This is a genomic window from Flavobacterium sp. CAU 1735 (assembly GCF_039888695.1).
In the GTDB taxonomy this organism is placed as follows: Bacteria; Bacteroidota; Bacteroidia; order Flavobacteriales; family Flavobacteriaceae; genus Flavobacterium.
On the sequence record NZ_JBDQQQ010000001.1, the window covers coordinates 924072 to 942812 of the forward strand.

The 18741-nt window shown below is 39.6% G+C and carries 18 protein-coding genes; 14 read left to right on the plus strand and 4 right to left on the minus strand.

The window, feature by feature from the left end:
* The coding region (locus AAFN64_RS04340) for a M60 family metallopeptidase (protein WP_347759394.1) at window positions 1–2851 on the minus strand (2851 nt) is incomplete at its 3' end.
* 372 nt (window positions 2852–3223) lie between these two features.
* Between AAFN64_RS04340 and rocD the strand changes: the two genes are divergently transcribed.
* From rocD to AAFN64_RS04355, 3 genes are all read left to right on the plus strand, one after another.
* Entirely contained in the window at window positions 3224–4468 is a 1245-nt protein-coding gene (gene rocD, locus AAFN64_RS04345; protein WP_347759395.1) for an ornithine--oxo-acid transaminase, read from the plus strand.
* 64 nt (window positions 4469–4532) lie between these two features.
* Window positions 4533–4796: a hypothetical protein gene (locus AAFN64_RS04350; RefSeq protein ID WP_300487382.1), complete on the plus strand. Its 264-nt coding sequence runs from the start codon at window positions 4533–4535 to the stop codon at window positions 4794–4796.
* Window positions 4789–5343 carry a Smr/MutS family protein gene (locus tag AAFN64_RS04355; protein WP_300487385.1) on the plus strand — a complete coding sequence of 185 codons (555 nt, stop codon included), beginning with the start codon at window positions 4789–4791 and terminating at the stop codon, window positions 5341–5343. The genes AAFN64_RS04350 and AAFN64_RS04355 overlap by 8 nt, the downstream gene beginning before the upstream one ends.
* 60 nt (window positions 5344–5403) lie before the next feature.
* On the opposite strand, the gene AAFN64_RS04360 is transcribed toward AAFN64_RS04355, so the two are convergent.
* Window positions 5404–6366 (minus strand): hypothetical protein, encoded by a 963-nt coding sequence (locus tag AAFN64_RS04360; RefSeq protein WP_347759396.1) that lies wholly within the window; start codon window positions 6364–6366, stop codon window positions 5404–5406.
* A 122-nt stretch (window positions 6367–6488) separates the two neighbouring features.
* Here AAFN64_RS04360 and AAFN64_RS04365 point away from each other — a divergent pair, with 122 nt between their 5' ends.
* The 4 genes from AAFN64_RS04365 (at window position 6489) to AAFN64_RS04380 (ending at window position 11119) form a co-directional block, all read left to right on the plus strand.
* Window positions 6489–8249 (plus strand): MFS transporter, encoded by a 1761-nt coding sequence (locus AAFN64_RS04365; protein WP_347759397.1) that lies wholly within the window; start codon window positions 6489–6491, stop codon window positions 8247–8249.
* Window positions 8250–8322: 73 nt separating this feature from the next.
* Window positions 8323–9225: an EamA family transporter gene (locus AAFN64_RS04370; RefSeq protein ID WP_300487394.1), complete on the plus strand. Its 903-nt coding sequence runs from the start codon at window positions 8323–8325 to the stop codon at window positions 9223–9225.
* A gap of 2 nt (window positions 9226–9227) precedes the next feature.
* Entirely contained in the window at window positions 9228–10352 is a 1125-nt protein-coding gene (locus tag AAFN64_RS04375) for a cysteine desulfurase family protein (RefSeq protein WP_347759398.1), read from the plus strand.
* Window positions 10353–10492: 140 nt separating this feature from the next.
* Complete coding sequence (locus AAFN64_RS04380; RefSeq protein WP_347759399.1) at window positions 10493–11119, plus strand: porin family protein; 627 nt, start codon at window positions 10493–10495, stop codon at window positions 11117–11119.
* 21 nt (window positions 11120–11140) lie between these two features.
* Here AAFN64_RS04380 and AAFN64_RS04385 read toward each other — a convergent pair whose 3' ends face one another.
* Window positions 11141–11590, minus strand: a complete 450-nt coding sequence (locus tag AAFN64_RS04385) for a GNAT family N-acetyltransferase (RefSeq protein WP_347759400.1) — start codon at window positions 11588–11590, stop codon at window positions 11141–11143.
* A 251-nt stretch (window positions 11591–11841) separates the two neighbouring features.
* On the opposite strand from AAFN64_RS04385, the gene nadC reads away from it, so the two are divergent.
* The 4 genes from nadC to priA all read left to right on the plus strand — a co-directional run bounded on the left by nadC (window position 11842) and on the right by priA (window position 16662).
* Window positions 11842–12699, plus strand: a complete 858-nt coding sequence (nadC, locus tag AAFN64_RS04390; RefSeq protein WP_347759401.1) for a carboxylating nicotinate-nucleotide diphosphorylase — start codon at window positions 11842–11844, stop codon at window positions 12697–12699.
* Between the two features lie 47 nt (window positions 12700–12746).
* Complete coding sequence (locus tag AAFN64_RS04395) at window positions 12747–13670, plus strand: YihY/virulence factor BrkB family protein (RefSeq protein WP_300487405.1); 924 nt, start codon at window positions 12747–12749, stop codon at window positions 13668–13670.
* Between the two features lie 21 nt (window positions 13671–13691).
* Window positions 13692–14123, plus strand: a complete 432-nt coding sequence (locus AAFN64_RS04400) for a DUF2147 domain-containing protein (protein ID WP_300487407.1) — start codon at window positions 13692–13694, stop codon at window positions 14121–14123.
* An 88-nt stretch (window positions 14124–14211) separates the two neighbouring features.
* Entirely contained in the window at window positions 14212–16662 is a 2451-nt protein-coding gene (gene priA / locus AAFN64_RS04405) for a primosomal protein N' (protein ID WP_347759402.1), read from the plus strand.
* Here priA and AAFN64_RS04410 read toward each other — a convergent pair.
* On the minus strand, window positions 16659–17354 hold the full coding sequence (locus AAFN64_RS04410) for a LytTR family DNA-binding domain-containing protein (protein ID WP_136402524.1): 696 nt from the start codon (window positions 17352–17354) through the stop codon (window positions 16659–16661). The two genes, priA and AAFN64_RS04410, sit on opposite strands and share 4 nt — an antisense overlap.
* A 178-nt stretch (window positions 17355–17532) precedes the next feature.
* On the opposite strand from AAFN64_RS04410, the gene rpsF reads away from it, so the two are divergent.
* Genes rpsF through rplI form a run of 3 tightly spaced genes read left to right on the plus strand, consistent with a single transcriptional unit; the run spans window position 17533 to window position 18635 of the window.
* Window positions 17533–17874, plus strand: coding sequence for a 30S ribosomal protein S6 (gene rpsF, locus AAFN64_RS04415; protein WP_300488419.1), 342 nt, complete (start codon window positions 17533–17535; stop codon window positions 17872–17874).
* 5 nt (window positions 17875–17879) lie between these two features.
* On the plus strand, window positions 17880–18176 hold the full coding sequence (gene rpsR, locus AAFN64_RS04420) for a 30S ribosomal protein S18 (protein WP_136402526.1): 297 nt from the start codon (window positions 17880–17882) through the stop codon (window positions 18174–18176).
* A gap of 15 nt (window positions 18177–18191) precedes the next feature.
* Window positions 18192–18635, plus strand: a complete 444-nt coding sequence (rplI, locus tag AAFN64_RS04425; RefSeq protein WP_347759403.1) for a 50S ribosomal protein L9 — start codon at window positions 18192–18194, stop codon at window positions 18633–18635.
* The last annotated feature ends 106 nt before the right edge of the window (window positions 18636–18741 follow it).

Consider the following 18741-nt stretch of genomic DNA (forward strand, 5'->3'; position numbering starts at 1 on the left):
CAACAGGTGTTGTAGGATCGGTTATGACTACAGGATCATCAGGATGTGTAGGCCCGGTTGGTTCTTCAGCCTCGATAACGGTATCCGAAAGTATTGCTATTCTTTTTCCATTGGCTCCTACAGCATAGATGTCGACAGCATTTTCGGGGAAAAGAACCATCGTTGTGTTGGCTTTAGTATCGCCTGTAGCATAAGTTGTGATAAAAAGTACTTCATTGCTAGCATCAATGGTCTCGAAAGCTACTGCGTTTTTCCAGATGTTATGGGCTATTTTATAATAGGTTTTTCCGGGAACTGTGGTGTTGTCAATTATAAAACCGGTGTTAGGAATGCCTTCCACAGCCAGGTTATTTTTGTACATATGCAGGTTTCTGGCGGTAATATAGTGTATTACCGGTGATTGTGGTTTGGGGTAATTTTTACTGGCGACATAGGCTTTTGTAGCATCAATGTCGGCTTGTGTAATGGTGATTCTGGCGGAAGTATAATCGCCAACAATTTCGTCAATTGGAACAAGGAATCCGGTTTTTGTAAAAAAGACGGTTAAATCCTGTTGTACGGCATCGCTTACGAATTTAACGAAATTCATTATTTGTTCGCCGTTATTGTAATTGGTAGTGGTATTACGGATTGTTTGTGCTGTAATCCCGAGCCAATTTGCATAGTCGGTATTGCCCGTTATATCGCTATCGGCCATTACCTGTTCCAGAGTTGGCGCATTCACACCAGCACCGGCAATAGCATAATAAAGTTGTAATTGCCAAAAAGGTATTAATCTTGAAAAAACATTGTGAGAATCGGGACTACTCATGATGTTTTGATGTTTTCGGCCGAGTTCGTTATAACAAATATTGTACAGATTGCCGGAAAGTGAAACACCCCTATAGGAATTATTTTGTATTTCCAGTCGGGTTAGTTTCGTATGTCCCAGCATATAAGCAGCGTAAGCCGAGTAAATATTGTTGGTAACCTCGGTAGTTCCAGTCCATCTTAATCCGTTTAGCATTTGATTTTGATGTCCGAATTCATGAGAAATTCCCCATAGTTCCAAATTTTTGATAGATGTCAGGGATTTATCACCCCAGCTAAGATCAAAATGAGCGCCAACACCACCGGCATACCACCCTCCTTTAGATTCTACCCAGCCAAACATTTTATTGCGCGGAACAAGATCGTATTTTACGAGCCCCATTTGATAAAATTGCAGGTTTATAATGGAATTCCATGTATGAAGTAGTTCTTTTATGGTAAAAAGAGCATTGTTTTGCAAGGGGACTTTGCTTATGTTTACAGTAAAATACTCGCCAACCAGGTCTATTTTTGGATATATTGAGTTGGATATTATTTCTATCCAGTCACTAAATGAATCGTTATAAGAATAAAAACCGTTTACAGCCCCGGTGACAATATTAATTTTTACACCAGGTAAACTGGAATCGTTACTATAATATTGGATATAGGAGAGTCCTTTTTTCTTAATTGTAAATTTGTTTATTCCGGGTTTGAGAGGATAGCTATGTTGTTCACCTGTATTTTCATTTGCAAAGTCTCGTACGATTAAAGAAATCTGTCCCTTGTTACTATCATAATCAGCAACGAATATAACAGCAGTACTATTCGTTTCAAATACAATACCTGTAGGGTTTTGAAAGGCACTATATGCAAAAGCATTTTTTATAATAGATCTTGTATTCCAAGGAGCCGGTATTGCTTTGTATTGCTGTACTCTGAATTTTAGCCAGTAGGAACCATTGAATAAACGTTGTGCCAGTGTTTTAAAAAAGGGGTTGGAGATGGAGTCAATATCGCTTTCTGTGACGCCGGGCTGCAAGTTGGAACACAGCGAATCTGTGAAAATATGCGGATAGCTGCTTCCATCTTCTCTTTTATGGTAGAATTCAATTTCTGCAGCACTTGCAAAATTGTTAAATGCATTCAATACGGTTATTCGCACTTGTGCCGGATTGTGGAAGCTATCTGGGAATACGATTTTAGATGCTGTGCTTTTGAAGCCACAGTCATATTCTTCTAACAGCGTCTGGTAATCGCCGGTTGCGGTTCGGGCTTCTACTTTGATACGCCCGAATACGCCATTTTTATTTCCTTTTCTGGGATGATATATCATATAATCTATTTGATCAATATCTGTAAAATTATATTCGAGTGTAATAGGGAAAGTCTTGTTACTATAGTTGGAATGGTATAAAGTAGTATAATCTCCGTCAAAAGATTTCTCGATGTTTTCGCCGGGTTGATAATTTGAGGCACTTCCATGATGAACAGGTAGTTTAATATCGCCAAGGTGGCTTAGCATAGCGGGATCTATAGTAAAGTTGTCCGGAATACTTTCTGTTTGCGGTTGATCGGAATAAAAATTCATTTCGGCCACACTGGAAAAATTATTATAAGCCGATTTTACGACAAATCGTATGACGTTAGGGGTGTTGATGCCATTTCCGGGTAGTTTTAGTGTTTTAATGTCTTTGGTTTGCTGCCAATCTACTGTGGTAAGCAATTGAAAAGTAAAAGGAAAATCATTTGAGCCCCATATTTCGACTTCGCCCCATTGACCATCTTGCGATTCGTCCTGCCTTGGAGTGTATACAATCGTGTCAATATTTGGAGTATGGGTAAAGTAAAAATCCAAGGTGTCAGACATAGTAGTTGTGTATTGTACGGTATGGTATAAAGTGTTGATACGATTGTCGCAACTTCTGTAATGCTCCATTTTTTTTAAGGTTGGTGTCTTGGATCTGGTCGTGTAGGGTTTGATGGGAAATGACTGTGCGTTTGAAGAGTTTATTGTCAGTAAGGCTATGGTAACGAAAAGTGTAAAGTATAACTTTTTCATTGTATAGATAATTTAGATTACTTACAAAGATTAGACATTGAGTAGTGTTATTGTTTGTGGCTTATAGATAATGACTTGACAATGGCTGTCTTTGTCTATTCATTTGGATAAAAAAAGTCAAATCAGCAGATTTTGGGAATGACAAGTCGAATATCCGGGAAGTAGTGAAATGAATATTTACAACACATTGTGATAAAATCAATAATTACTATTAAAACATTGAAATGATTGCTTTTTTGTTAGAAAAAACAGTTAAAGATTTGTTTTACTGTTATAATTTTAAATGGAATTAGTAAATTGCACGGCATATACAGGATGATTTCTCTCCTCACAAGAAGGAATATCAGATCACTAAACCAACACTATTTTACCATGTCAGTTTTAGAAAAAATCAATTCTGCTGAAGCAATTGCTCTGGAAGATAAACACGGAGCACATAATTATCATCCGCTTCCGGTAGTATTAAGCAAAGGAGAAGGTGTTTTTGTCTGGGATGTGGAAGGTAAGAAGTATTATGACTTTTTATCGGCCTACTCAGCCGTAAACCAGGGACATTGCCATCCGAAAATCGTTAACGCGATGATCGAACAGGCGCAAACATTAGCATTGACTTCAAGAGCGTTTTACAACGATAAATTGGGAGCTTATGAAAAATTTGTAACCGGTTATTTCGGATTCGATAAAGTATTACCCATGAATACCGGAGCCGAAGCCGTGGAAACCGCTTTAAAATTATGCCGTAAATGGGCTTATGAAAAAAGAGGAATTCCGGAAAATCAGGCGCAGATTATCGTTTGCGAAAATAATTTCCACGGAAGAACCACAACCATTATCTCTTTTTCCAACGACGAAAATGCCCGCAAGAATTTCGGGCCGTATACGGAAGGATTTATCCGTATACCTTATGATGACATCGCTGCGCTGGAAAACGCGCTTAAATCGAATAAAAACATAGCAGGTTTCCTTGTTGAACCTATTCAGGGGGAAGCGGGAGTATATGTGCCGGCCGAAGGCTATCTTGCCAAAGCAAAAGAATTGTGTGAAGCACACAATGCTCTTTTTATTGCCGATGAGGTACAGACGGGTATTGCACGTACCGGAAAATTACTGGCGGTACAACATGAAAACGTACAACCGGACATCCTGATTCTTGGGAAAGCATTGTCGGGTGGTGCCTATCCGGTTTCGGCTGTATTGGCAAATGATGCGATCATGAATGTGATCAAACCGGGACAACACGGATCTACTTTCGGAGGAAATCCGGTGGCGGCTGCGGTTGCAATTGCAGCGTTGACCGTAGTGGAAGAAGAGCAACTGGCTGCCAATGCCGAAAAATTAGGAACGCTGTTCCGCGCTCAAATGAACGAATATATTGCCGGAAGTTCGATCTGTACATTAGTGCGTGGAAAAGGACTTTTAAATGCTATAGTGATCAACGATACGGAAGAAAGTGATACCGCCTGGAACATCTGTATGGCACTACGCGATAACGGTCTTTTGGCAAAACCAACACATGGAAATATCATTCGTTTTGCACCGCCTTTGGTGATGACTGAAGAGCAGTTGTTGGACTGTGTTCGTATCATAACAACCACATTGAAACAATTCGAAAAGTAAAAAATAACTTAGAATATTGTTTACGTTTTAAAAGCAGCTTTCGGGCTGCTTTTTTATTGGGGTTATGGCAGCGAATAAGTTGGTGGTGTGGAAAAGGAGAGGAATGCGAAAGTTTACTATTTTTGAAGGAAATAAATTAAGTGATATGAAAACGATTTATATACTGTTGTTTTTCGGGATGGGTGCCTGGGCATTGTACGAACAAACACAACCCAATCCGAACATCTGGGTGCAGATAATAGCGGTGGTGATTTTCTTTTACGGGATGATGAAACTGATGGAGAAAGTGCCGGGCAAAAATCAGGAAGAGGAGGAAGGAGATGTTTGAAATAGGAGATCATGTTGCGGCACTGGATGAGGATATCAGTGGCGTGGTAAAAGAAGTGAAAAAGGATCAGGTTTTAGTGGAAACTAGCGATGGATTCTTGATGACATTTTTTGTCAACGAACTTATTAAAATGGATAAATCCAGTAAGTTAGACGTGTTTAGCTCAGGTATGACTTTAGATTCCGTTTTAAAAGAAAAAGAGCTGCCCAAAAAGCGTTCTTTTGTAAAGGAAAAGCGTTCCCGTAAGGATGATTTCGTGTTGGAAATCGACTTGCATATCGAAAAATTAGTGCCGTCAAAACGGGGAATGTCGAACTATGATATTCTGACTTTACAGATGCAAACGGCGCAGCGACAAATCGAATTTGCGATAAAAAACAGGATACCAAGAATCGTTTTTATTCATGGTGTGGGCGAAGGTGTTTTAAAAGCCGAGCTGGATTTTTTACTCGGTCGCTACGACAATATTGTCTTTCAGGATGCCGATTATCAGAAGTACGGATTGGGGGCGACAGCGGTTTATTTTAAACAAAACGCGAGTCGGTAATGACATAAAAAAAGACCGGGTATAGCCCGGTCTTTTTTTTATTTTTAGAATAGTGTTGTATTAGTTTGTGGTGTAATCTCCGAAAGTATATTGCGGATGTGTGAAGGATTGCGTGCCTTTTTGGTAAACAATATTCTGGAATGTCAGGTTGTGTTTGTAGCCGATAACCGTCGTATTCGACGCGTCAAAAATCTCGGTTGTAACGATCGTAACGGTACCCTGAGTGGCGATCCATTCTTCGCTTAAAACGACCGGTGCGGTAGGGGTACTTCCGGCGCAGGCAACAACGGCGGAATAGTCAGGATTCGATCCGGCAACCGAAGTGGAATACATTCTGGAAATCACTTTTGCAGTGTCTCCCAAACTGATGGTTTGTGTTCCGGCTACACTCGGATACGAACCGGCTGGTAAATCTACTAATAAAAATTCGCCCCCGTTTTTAAGGTAAATTTTGTTGTCCGAACAATTTTGTGGAACCGCTCCCGGAAACGAAAAACTTAAGGTGTTATTGGCCGACGTATACGTTCCGAAAAGATATTCCGGAAACGAAATAGTCGAAGTATTGTTTGTAAACTGAACGTTTTTAAATTTAATCAAATGACTATAGCTGATTCGGGTCGATAAGGAGGTGGCATCAACAGTTGGAATCATGGAAGTGGTTACTTCAACGGTTCCTCCGGGTCTTACGTTGTACTCATCCACTACCGATGGGCTGGATGGCGGTATGGTCGCGCAGATAGAAGAAGAGGTTACACTACCCGAATACGAACGATAGATAATATCGGTCGGATAAAGCAGTGTGTAGGCTCTTGGCGTATTGAGAGGAGTCTCTTCATTTTTAAAAAACGTAGGACTGATGTTTAAAAGCATTAACTGATTACCGCTGGTTTTCAATAAAATATCATTGTTGGAGCATTTTTGAACGGCAACACTGCCAAAATCAAAGGTTTCCACGACAATATCACCGTCGTCACAGCTATTCAGAAGGAATAAGCATACAAATGCGCTAAAAACTTTTTTCATTTGATTATAGAATTTGCAACAAAAGTAACTTTTTTTGTATTTACTATGGACGGATCGGATGAAATTCAACTTAATTGCTATATTTGAAACTCATAACTAACCTAAATCAAGTTCTTGTACTTATGGAAGTATCGCCAACAAAGACCAACTACCCGGCGCTGTATACCCTGATTAACGTGTTTTTTTTCTGGGGTTTTATCGCTGCGGGAAACAGTATTTTTATCCCCTTTTGTAAACATTATTTTTCACTCGACCAATTCCAGTCCCAGCTAATCGATTTTGCCTTTTATACGGCCTATTATATGGGAGCCTTGTTGTTGTTTATCTTCGGAACCTTCAAGGGGAGAGATGTCGTTGGAAACTGGGGATATAAAAAGAGTATTGTCTACGGACTTTTGTTTTCGGCCTTAGGAGCCGGGGCGATGATTGTAGCGGTGGAAAGCAATATATACCTCGGAATGTTGGTAGGTCTTTTTATCGTGGCACTTGGTTTTTCATTGCAACAAACAGCGGCAAATCCGTTTGCCATTTCGCTTGGTGATCCTAAAACGGGAGCCAGTAGGGTGAATCTCGGAGGCGGGATCAATTCGTTCGGAACTACTATCGGGCCGATCATTGTAGGGCTTGCTTTATTCGGAACGACCGCATCGGTAACTGACGAACAGATCAAACACCTCGAACTGGACAAAGTGATACTATTGTACATCTGCGTGGGATTGTTGTTTCTGGGTGCGGCTGCCATGTTCTATTTCTCGAAAAAAGTACCGGCCGGAATCTCAAACGAGCCGATGGAGAAAGCAGGTAAAGCGATGCGCTTTCTGATTGTAATGACGGTATTACTGGTGTTTATTTTTGTACCGGTTTTTAATAGCTATAAAAGCGAAGAAGCACGGAAAATAGAAGTACTCAAAAAAGAAATCAAAGCAATAAAAGCTACTATTTCGGTGGATGACGATCATGTTCAGGCCGATCATGTCGTAAAAAAGATAGAAGCGGAGATAGCGGTGCTTAAAGGGCCGCTTGAAAAAAAGAGAATGTTCTGGTTGTCCGGCGGCTTGTTGGTAATTATCGGCGGCTTGTTATTTGTGAAACAAAGTGCCGTGAAAAAAAGCGAAGGCTGGGGTGCGATGCAATATCCGCAATTGGTTTTGGGGATGTTGGCCATCTTTACCTATGTAGGCGTGGAAGTAGCTATTGGAAGTAACCTTGGCGAACTACTCGGACTTAAGGAATTCGGAGGGTATAAATCGTCCGAAATAGCGCCTTATGTTTCCATGTACTGGGGAAGTTTGATGATTGGACGTTGGGCCGGAGCGATCAGCGTGTTTAATTTAAGTCAGACAAAAAAACTAATCGCGTTAATCGCAGTACCATTAATCGCATTTGTGATTGTTATACGACTCAATATTCTGGTAGGTCAGGATGTGGAACCGCTGTATTATTATGTGATTTGCGTAGTGGCGCAGATCGGTGCTTTCTTCCTGAGTAAAGACAAACCGGCAAGAACCCTGATGGTTTTTGGATGTATGGGACTTATTGCTATGGTAACCGGACTTATGACGGAAGGTATTGTTGCAATTTACGCCTTCCTGGCGGGTGGTTTGGCCTGTAGTATCATGTGGCCGGCTATTTTTAGCCTTTCCATTATGGGATTGGGAAAATACACGGCACAAGGATCGGCTTTTTTGGTGATGATGATTTTAGGAGGTGGTATTATTCCGCCTATTCAGGGGAAATTGGCCGATATTATCGGAATTCATAATTCGTATGTGATTCCGGTGATTTGTTTTGCTTACCTGACTTTCTTTGCGATCATCGTAAAATCGATACTGGCCAGACAAAATATAGATGTGGATTCGACAGAAGTGAAAGCCGCACATTAATAGATTAAGAAAAAGCTAAATTCAGATTCGGAGCAGGGGAAATCGTTACCTTTGCTCCGAATTTTATTTTCTGATGAAAGCAACAAAATACTACCTGGCTGCTTTTGTAGCCTTTTTGATCTGGGGATTTTTTAGCCTCGGATTAAAACCAATCCATGATTATCCCTCACTGGATATTTTGTTTTACCGCGTCTTTTTAGGGGTGGTATTAATGTCGTTGATCAATATAGTATTTCGCAGAAGTATCATCAAAAAAGACTGGGCTAATTTTAAAAATATGCTACCCAATCATAAACGACAGATCTTGTTTCTGACGTTGGGAGGTTCCGTTTTGTTAATGGCAAACTGGTTCTTTTTTATCTTTGTGATGAACCATGTGAGTGTCAAGGCGGCTTCATTTGCCTATCTGGTATGTCCTATTCTGACAACCGTTTTCGCCTATTTTATACTTCGCGAAAAGCTGAGTAACGCGCAATGGACAGCCGTAGGAATTAGTGTTTTTAGTTGTGTATTGTTATCGTACAATCACTTTATGGATATTTTTTACAGCCTGATTGTAGCGGCGACCTATGCGTTGTATCTCGTGAGCCAGCGAAAAAATAGTGAAATGGATAAATTCCTGCTGTTAAACATACAGCTGTTGGTAGCCGGAATTTGTATGTTGCCGTTTTATCCGGTTTATAGTGGCGCTTTGCCAACAGAAGGTTTGTTTTATGGTTATTTGTTGATCATTGTTGTAGTGTTCACGATAATACCATTGTTTTTAAATTTGTATGCGTTAAAAGGAGTTAGCTCGGCAACGGTGGGAATCATGATTTATATCAATCCGATTATCAATTTCCTGTTGGCGGTTTTCTATTTTAAAGAACCGGTAAGTGTACAACAATTGTCGGCCTATTCATTGATTTTGGTTTCGATTGTGGTTTTTAATGAAAAGTTACTCTTCAGACGGCATAAAAAACAGTTAGAAGTATAATTATGAAAAAAGTATATCTGGATAATGCATCCACCACGGCGATCCGATCGGAAGTGATTCAGGAAATGGTAAGTGTTTTAACGGAAGACTACGGAAATCCGTCATCGACACATAGTTTTGGTCGAAGTGCCAAAGTATTACTGGAAACGGCTCGAAAGTCGATTGCCAAACAGCTAAATGCGAATGCGCAGGAAATTATCTTTACGTCTTGTGGTACGGAAGCTGATAACTGGGTATTACGTTCGGCGGTTAAAGATTTAGGCGTACGGCGTATCATCACCTCTAAAATAGAGCATCATGCCGTGTTACATACGGTGGAAGTGTTGCAATATGAATATTCCATTTCGGTCGATTATGTAAACGTATTGCCAAATGGCGGAATCGATTTCGCACATCTGAGCGAATTGCTGGGACAGGAACAGAAAACACTGGTGAGTTTGATGCATGTCAATAACGAAACCGGAACAATCCTGGATTTGGAAAGAACCGGGCGTATCTGTAAACAATACGGCGCTTATTTTCATTCGGATACGGTACAGTCGATTGGTAAAATGGAAATGGATCTGCAAGAGTTACCGATTGATTTCTTAGCGGCGAGTGCCCATAAATTTCACGGACCAAAAGGAGTGGGATTTGCATTTGTCCGTAAAAATACCGGAATCCAACCGCTGTTATATGGCGGCGAACAGGAAAAAGGATTGCGCGCCGGAACCGAAGCGGTACATCAGATCGTTGGAATGGCGAAAGCATTAGAATTGTCGTATGCCAATTTGGAAACCGAACGCAATCAGATCACCGAACTCAAACAATATCTGATAGACGCGTTGCATACTGCTTTTCCGGGTACGCAGATCAATGGAGGTGAAAATGGATTTTATAATATCGCAAATGTATTGTTGCCGTTTTCTAACGATAAAACCGCGATGATACTGTTTAATCTCGATATGAAAGGGATTGCTGTTTCGCGTGGAAGCGCTTGTCAGTCGGGAAGTATCAAACCGTCGCATGTATTGGCTGAAATACTTTCGGATGACGATCTGAAAAAACCAAGCTTACGAATTTCATTAAGTCATTTCAATACAAAAGAAGATATCGACTTGTTGGTGGAAGCGTTGAAAACGGTATGATTTTAGTATAATTACTTTCAATAGCAGGTTGAATATTGTTTTGTCTGCTATTGTCCTTATAAAGGCGGTATAGTTCTACTATACTGCCTTATTTATTTTGGAGTAATGCCTTACTTTTAAATTCGTTAAAAAGTTAAAGCATGAAAAAAATAATGATAATCATTTATGTCCTCTTCGGTATTGGGAATAGTGGAAGCGCGCAGCAAAAAGGAGATGTGGAGTTCGGAGCTAATTTAGGGGGTAATTTTGCTACGATTACTCAAGATGATAATAGTCGATCAGACTTCAATTTTAATATAAATGCTGGGGTGTTTGCCGACTGTTATTTTTCAGAGCAATGGAGTGTAAAAGCAAAATTGATTTACGATCGGAAAGGAGGGGATAAAATTAATGTCGTTTTTGAAAACTATCCGGATTTTAAACTTGTAACGGATTTTAAACTTGATTATATAACGCTACCATTAATGATCAATTGGCATTTTGGCGAAACCCGAAAATGGTATGTTGGTTTAGGGCCGTATGTAGGATTTTTAATGAGTGCTGAAGAATCGGAATTAGGTCTCAATATCGAAGACGAATTTTTAAAAACCGATTGGGGAATTGCATTTGGTTTTGGATATAAAATTCCGATATCCGATACCGTAAAATTATTTTTTGAATACGATGGACAAAGTAGTGTTGCAAACATATCAAAATATAATAAAGAACAAAAATATTTAAATTCCAGAAGTGCTTTAAATGTAGGTGTAAGCATACAACTAAAATAAAGAGCAAGCAAAAGCCCTTTATTATGAATTTTTAAAAATATCCGGACGGTGAATCTCCATCCATTTCTCCGGACTGGCAATAGGTTTCCATCCGTATTTTTGGTACAACTCATGCGCATCGGCGGTTAGTAAGATCCAACGTCGCAAATCCTGTAATTCCGGATGTGACATAATGGTTTCCATAAGCCATTTCGATAATCCCTGACCGCGATAGGCTTCCAGTACAAAAACATCACCCAGATAAGCCATAGTCGAAAAATCGGAAATAACTTTGGCATAACCCACTTGTTGATCACCATGAAAAATGCCGAAGCAAAGCGCGTTTTCAATCGATTTCTGAATACGGGCTACCGGAATGTCTTTACTCCAGTACGATTCCTGCGACAGGTAATGGTGAATAACAGCGATGTCCAGTTTGGATTTGTCGGTGGAAATGGTAAAGGCACCTTTGGTTTGCGTGATAATTTTCATTCGTATATGGATTTGGTTGTAAAGAATCCGCCTGAACGATTGGGTCGTTGAAACGAAGCGTGGATTAATGGTTATAAAGTTAGGTATTTGTAGTAAAATCGGAAGAAAATGATCAAATGATTTTAATTGAAAAATTGGAGGTTAAGCCGGTATGATGCCAATGATTTGCCAGCGTTAATAAAGGTTTAAAGTGGGTTTAAATTTTTAAGTTTTCAAAGGAATGCCTATTTTAGCATTTCAATAGAAAACAGATGATTTCAGAAGCGCAATTTCAGCACGAACTAGATTTGATCATTACCAATGCCATCCGCGAAGACGTAGGTGACGGTGATCACAGTTCGTTAGCCTGTATACCGGAATCGGCTACCGGAAAAGCAAAATTATTGGTAAAAGACGATGGTATTTTAGCCGGAGTGGAATTTGCCCGTATGGTGTTTCAATATGTCGACCCGGCTTTACAGATGGAGGTGTTTATTTCGGATGGAACGCCTGTAAAATATGGCGATGTAGCGTTTCATGTTTCCGGAAGTTCACAGTCGATACTAAAAGCAGAACGACTGGTGCTAAATGCGATGCAGCGTATGAGTGCAATCGCAACGAAAACCAAAGTATTTGTTGCTCTTTTGGAAGGTACCGGAACCAAAATTCTCGATACGCGTAAAACCACACCGGGAATCCGTGCGATCGAAAAATGGGCGGTAAAAATAGCCGGTGGCGAAAACCATCGTTTTGCATTATACGATATGATTATGCTAAAAGACAATCATATTGATTTTGCCGGCGGAATTACCAAAGCGATTCAGAAAACAAATGCCTATCTGGTAGAAAAAAATCTCAATCTTAAGATTATTGTCGAAGCGAGAAACCTGGACGAAGTACGTGAAATCTTGGAAAATGAAGGGGTTTACCGTATACTGTTGGATAATTTTAACTACGACGATACGCGTAAGGCTGTTGAAATGATTAACGGAAAATGCCTGACGGAGTCATCCGGTGGAATCAACGAAGAAACCGTGCGTCATTATGCCGAGTGTGGTGTAAATTATGTTTCTTCCGGAGCGCTAACGCATTCTATTTATAATATGGACTTGAGTCTGAAAGCGATTTAATTTGTATATTACATCAGAAAATAACACGAAAACGAAACGATAGCGTAGTGTCAAAAGAAATCGAAGAACAAATTGAGAAAATACCGGTACTGAACAAGTTGATGGCTTTTATCAAAACGATAAAAGTTCCCGGACTTGAAGGACTATCCTTGTACGACTTGTTGGAGTTGTATGGAATCGGTATCGCCAAAGGCGCCTTCTCGTACCGCGCGGGTGCCATTGCTTTTAGTTTCTTTATGGCGCTTTTTCCGTTTGCCCTTTTTATACTAAACTTAATACCTTATATCCCGTTAGAAGGATTTCAGGAGGATTTTTTAAAGTTCGTATCCGATAGTGTACCGCCAAATACGTATGGTGCTGTCGAAGCGATCCTGATGGATATTATGAATAATAGTTATAAAACGCTCCTTTCGTCGGGATTCTTTTTGTCGATATTTTTAATGTCTAACGGCTTAAATGCAGTTTTGGGCGGATTCGAATCGTCGTATCATATTACGATTACACGAGGATATTTCCGACAATATGCGGTGGCTATCGGATTGTCGATTATCTTTTCCTTTTTCCTGATTGTAACGGTTGCGGCTATTGTCGTGTCGGAGGTGGTGATCCAAATGTTGTCCAATCGTTTGCTATTGGACGATGTGTTGTTTATTCAGCTGGCGCGATATGCTTTTATCCTGATCATGTTGTTTGTGTCGGCTTCTTTCCTGTTTAAATTCGGAACAAGAGAAACCAAGCAGATTCCGTTTTTTAATGCCGGAGCCATCTTTACTACGATTTTAGTGGTGGTTTCTTCGTATGTATTTGGAATTTATGTGGTGCGGTTTGCACGGTATAACGAACTGTATGGGTCGATTGGTACACTTCTTGTATTGATGTTTTATATATGGATAAACTGTATGATCTTGTTGCTTGGATTTGAATTAAACGCGACTATTAACAAATTAAAAAGAAAAAATTTATATATTTAACAAAACGAAAAAACTATAATTATGAGAAAACAACTTTTAACGGTATTTTTTGTAGCATTTGTAGGACTGTTTACCGCACAGGCACAAGGCGTGGTGGGCAAATGGAAAACAGTTGACGATGAAACCGGTGAAGCGAAATCAATAGTGGAAATCACAGAATCCGGAGGAAAAATCTACGGTAAGGTGGTGGAGATTTTAAATCCGGCAAAGAAAAATGCAAAATGTAAAGATTGTTCCGGTGAAGATAAAGACAAACCGATCTTGGGATTAACCATTATTAAAGGATTGAAAAAATCCGGCGACGAATATACCGATGGAAAAATCCTGGATCCAAACAAAGGAAAACTGTATAAATGTACCGTAAAATTAGACGGTAACGATAAGTTAAATGTTAGAGGATATGTGGGTATTTCGTTAATCGGAAGAACCCAGACCTGGTCAAGAGTAAAATAAATAGCTTTTAAACAGTATAAAAAAAACACTTCTCCCGGGAAGTGTTTTTTTATGGTCAGCTGTTATCTTTGTAATTTAAAACAAATCGATGTCCTATTTTGTAGAAGTTGTCTTACCGTTAGCTCTGGATAAAACCTTTACCTATCAGGTTTCCGAAGCCGAATATGAATTCCTTCAAAAAGGGATGCGTGTAGCGGTGCCTTTTGGTAAAAACAAAAGCTATACGGCATTGGCAATCGACTTGCATCGGAACGAACCGCTATTGTATAAGGCGAAGGAGATTCATCAGATATTGGATGAGGTGCCTGTGGTAAACGAATTTCAGATTGAACACTGGAAATGGGTAGCCGATTATTATATGTGTGGTATTGGAGAAGTGTTTAAAACTGCTTTGCCTTCGGGTTTTTTGCTGGAAAGTGAAACGATCATTTCCGCGCCTCAGGAAACCTATGCGGATAGTAAGGAGTTGGAGGATGACGAATTTTTAATCTGGCAGGCTTTACAGCAACAGTCGTCTCTAAAAGTGGAAGATATTATGGCGATTCTGGGAAAAAAGAACGTTTTTCCGATATTGAACAGAATGTTGGCCAAAAATGTACTGACACTTCAGGAGGAGGTAATCGAAAAATACAAACCGAAAGTAACCAAATACATCCGCCTGCAACCGGAGTTTTTACAACAGCAGCAATTATCGGAATTGTTGGAACTATTGTCCAGAGCGCCTAAACAACGGGAATTGGTCTTACAGTATTTTCAATTGCAGGCAACGGAAAAGAAACCGATTTCCGTTAAAAAATTAATTGAGATTTCCGGAGCGGGTCAGGCGGCGGTTAAATCGCTGGTCGATAAAGCGGTTTTTGAAGAATACCATTTATCGGAAGATCGGGTTCGCTTTGAGAAATCGGAAGATTCCGGTTTTGAGCTAAGTGATCCGCAGCAAATTGCATTGAACGAAATTAAAGACAGTTTCGAAAAACAAAGTGTTTCTTTATTACACGGTGTTACGGCTTCCGGAAAAACGGAAGTCTATATCAAGCTGATCGAAGAATATATACAATCCGGGAAACAGGTATTGTATCTGTTGCCCGAAATCGCGCTAACGGTTCAGTTGGTAAGTCGCCTTACGGCTTATTTTGGAAACCAGATCGCGGTTTATCATTCCAAATATACCAATAACGAAAGAGTGGAAGTCTGGCAACAGGTATTGCAAAATTCCGAAAAAGCCAAAATTGTAATCGGAGTGCGTTCGGCTTTGTTTTTGCCGTTCTCGAATCTGGGACTTATTGTAATCGACGAAGAGCACGAGCAAACGTTTAAGCAGTTTGATCCGGCACCGCGATACCATGCCCGTGATGCGGCTATAGTACTGGCGGCGGCACACCGGTCAAAAGTGCTTTTGGGATCGGCTACGCCAAGTCTGGAAACCTATTATAATGTACAATCCGGAAAATACGGTTTGATCAATTTAACGGAACGCTACGGAAAAGTGTTGCTGCCGGAGGTTTTTCTGGTCGATTTAAAGGATAAATACAAACGGAAACGTATGAAAGGGCATTTTAGCGATACGCTGATTGAGGCCATTTCGGAATCCTTATCGCTGGGCGAACAGGTGATTTTGTTTCAAAACAGAAGAGGTTATTCTCCTTTTGTGGAATGTATGACCTGCGGACATGTGCCGCAATGTCCCAATTGTGATGTGAGTCTTACCTATTATAAGTATAAAAACCAATTGCGTTGCCATTATTGTGGTTATTCGATTGCAAATCCTACACATTGTCACGCTTGCCAGTCGGTGGATTTGTCAACCAAAGGATTTGGAACGGAACAGATCGAAATGGAATTGCGGGAGCTATTTCCGGAAAAAAACATCGGTCGGATGGATCAGGATACAACCCGTGGTAAATATGGATATGAAAAGATAATCGATGCTTTCCGGGAACAGGAAATCGATATTCTGGTCGGAACGCAAATGTTGGCCAAAGGCTTGCATTTTGATAATGTAACGCTGGTTGGAATTATGAATGCGGATAATATGCTGAATCAGCCGGATTTTCGTTCGCACGAACGGGCGTTTCAAATGATGATGCAGGTAGCGGGTAGAGCGGGAAGAAGTGAAAAGAAAGGGAAAGTGATGATTCAAACCTATAACCCGTACCATAATATTATCCAGCAGGTAACGACCAACGATTATATGGGGATGTATAAAGAACAGGTCTATGAACGGCACAATTTTAAATATCCGCCCTTTTACCGATTGGTAAAACTGACGTTAAAACACCGCGATTTTGATAAATTAAAAGAGGGTTCGATGTGGATGTATAATGTGTTGACGCAATCCCTTCAAATCCCGGTTCTTGGCCCGGAAGAACCCGCCATAAGCAGGATCCGGAATGAATACATCCGGACAATCCTGATTAAGATTCCGCAGAAAAGCCATTTGGGGAACACCAAAAAAATGATACGAAAAATAGGAAGCAGTTTTGAGGCGATCCCGCAATATCGGGCTATAAGAGTGTCGGTTAATGTAGATAATTACTAAGCGTTTTCGATCGCTTTGACCAAATCTTCTTTTTTATTCCGGCTCAATGGGATTTTGTTCGTGCCGATTTCAGCAAATTTACTGTTGAATTTGTCGATTTTGTCAATGTTAACAATAAAGGATTTGTGAACCCGGATAAACTTGTCTTTCGGTAGTTCGTTTTCAAACGCTTTCATGGTCGACAGTACAAGGTGGTTGTCCTCATCGGTAATGACTTTTACATAATCCCCGTAGGCTTCGATCCATTTAATTCTCGAAATGTAAATTTTCAGTTTTTTAAGGTTGCTCTTTATAAAGATAAACGGACTTTCCTCGTCGGAATTTTCTTTTCCGAGCAAAACAAAGTTCATCGCTTTTTTTACAGCAACATTAAATCGTTCGCGGGTAATAGGTTTGTGCAAATAATCGGTAGCGGCATAATCAAATGCTTTAACGGCATATTCCGTTTTTGATGTAATGAAAATCACCTGCGGTTTTGCCTTCAGTCCGTCTAGTAAATCAAAACCGTTTATAACCGGCATCTCGATATCCAGAAAAACCAGGTCTACGTTTTTGTTGGTAATGCAATTCTTTGCTTCAATAGCATTAGAGAATTCACCTACAAGGGACAGATTTGGGTTCTCGGTTACGAGTTTGGTAATGGTTAAACGCTGAATACTACTATCATCAACTACAATACAGTTTATCTTCATAGTCTAATAAAAATCAAATAAGTTTATTTTAGTAATAAAAATAGCAAATCGTATCGGATTGACAAAGGATACTTGAGATAAAAACAGTGTTAGGACTAAAAAAAAGAAAATACCCTTGTGGATTAAATATAAATCGCTATTTTTGCACCCAATTTTATAACAAATAAATTTTATTCTTATGAATCATTATGAAACTGTTTTCATCTTGAATCCCGTTTTATCTGAGCAGCAGGTAAAGGAAACAGTAAGCAAATTTGAAGATTTTCTTACTTCTAAAGGAGCAGAGATGGTAGCGAAAGAGGATTGGGGCTTAAAAAAATTAGCGTACGAAATCCAACACAAGAAAAGTGGTTTTTATCATTTATTCGAATTCAAAGCATCTGGAGATATCTTAGTTGCATTTGAAACGGAATTCCGTCGTGACGAAAGAGTAATGCGCTTTTTAACTGTAAGTTTAGACAAACATGCAGTAGCGTGGGCTGAAAGAAGAAGAGCAAAATTAAAATCTACAAAAGCTTAATTAGTATGTCAAGTATTGAGCAATCTGCAAAAGGAAAAAAAGACGGGGATATCAGATATCTTACGCCTTTAAATATAGAAACTAACAAAACTAAAAAGTATTGTCGTTTCAAAAAAGCCGGTATCAAATATGTTGATTACAAAGATCCGGACTTCTTATTGAAATTCGTGAATGAGCAAGGAAAAATCCTTCCTCGTCGTTTAACAGGAACTTCTTTGAAATACCAAAGAAAAGTATCTGTAGCGGTAAAAAGAGCACGTCATTTAGCATTAATGCCATATGTGGCTGATTTATTAAAATAAAAAAGAGGCGAGATTATGGAACTTATATTAAAACAAGACGTACAGAATTTAGGTTTTAAAGACGATGTAGTATCTGTTAAGCCAGGTTACGGTCGTAACTTTTTAATTCCTCAAGGTTTTGCTATTTTAGCAACTCCGTCAGCTAAAAAAGTATTAGCTGAAAACTTAAAACAAAAAGCTCACAAAGAAGCTAAAATCGTTGCTGATGCGAAAAGCTTGGCTGAAGCGATCAAAGCTTTAGAGATCAAAATCACGGCTAAAGCTGGTGGTGAAAAATTATTCGGATCTGTTACAAATGCAGATATCGCTGAAGTTTTAGAGAAAAACGGACATGCAATCGATAGAAAATTCATCACTTCTGGTATCGTTAAACGTACAGGAAAATACAATGCTTCTATCCGTTTACACCGTGATGTAATCGTAGAATTAGCTTACGAAATTGTTGCTGAAAAAGCATAATTTTAGCAAAATAAAGCAAAAGCCTTCCCAATCGGGAAGGCTTTTTTTATACCTTTATGTTTTGCCGGCTATCGGATGCATCCGGTTGCGGTACTAAAACAATAAC

Coding starts and splice junctions, on each gene's coding strand:
- AAFN64_RS04385 (WP_347759400.1), bottom strand. CDS start 11,590: ATGAAAATTATCACGCAAACCAAAGGTGCCTTTACCATTTCCACCGAC.
- priA (WP_347759402.1), top strand. CDS start 14,212: ATGTCCTATTTTGTAGAAGTTGTCTTACCGTTAGCTCTGGATAAAACC.
- AAFN64_RS04355 (WP_300487385.1), top strand. CDS start 4,789: ATGTTTGAAATAGGAGATCATGTTGCGGCACTGGATGAGGATATCAGT.
- AAFN64_RS04365 (WP_347759397.1), top strand. CDS start 6,489: ATGGAAGTATCGCCAACAAAGACCAACTACCCGGCGCTGTATACCCTG.
- AAFN64_RS04380 (WP_347759399.1), top strand. CDS start 10,493: ATGAAAAAAATAATGATAATCATTTATGTCCTCTTCGGTATTGGGAAT.
- AAFN64_RS04400 (WP_300487407.1), top strand. CDS start 13,692: ATGAGAAAACAACTTTTAACGGTATTTTTTGTAGCATTTGTAGGACTG.
- AAFN64_RS04375 (WP_347759398.1), top strand. CDS start 9,228: ATGAAAAAAGTATATCTGGATAATGCATCCACCACGGCGATCCGATCG.
- nadC (WP_347759401.1), top strand. CDS start 11,842: ATGATTTCAGAAGCGCAATTTCAGCACGAACTAGATTTGATCATTACC.
- AAFN64_RS04360 (WP_347759396.1), bottom strand. CDS start 6,366: ATGAAAAAAGTTTTTAGCGCATTTGTATGCTTATTCCTTCTGAATAGC.
- AAFN64_RS04350 (WP_300487382.1), top strand. CDS start 4,533: ATGGCAGCGAATAAGTTGGTGGTGTGGAAAAGGAGAGGAATGCGAAAG.
- rplI (WP_347759403.1), top strand. CDS start 18,192: ATGGAACTTATATTAAAACAAGACGTACAGAATTTAGGTTTTAAAGAC.
- AAFN64_RS04370 (WP_300487394.1), top strand. CDS start 8,323: ATGAAAGCAACAAAATACTACCTGGCTGCTTTTGTAGCCTTTTTGATC.
- rpsF (WP_300488419.1), top strand. CDS start 17,533: ATGAATCATTATGAAACTGTTTTCATCTTGAATCCCGTTTTATCTGAG.
- AAFN64_RS04410 (WP_136402524.1), bottom strand. CDS start 17,354: ATGAAGATAAACTGTATTGTAGTTGATGATAGTAGTATTCAGCGTTTA.
- rocD (WP_347759395.1), top strand. CDS start 3,224: ATGTCAGTTTTAGAAAAAATCAATTCTGCTGAAGCAATTGCTCTGGAA.
- rpsR (WP_136402526.1), top strand. CDS start 17,880: ATGTCAAGTATTGAGCAATCTGCAAAAGGAAAAAAAGACGGGGATATC.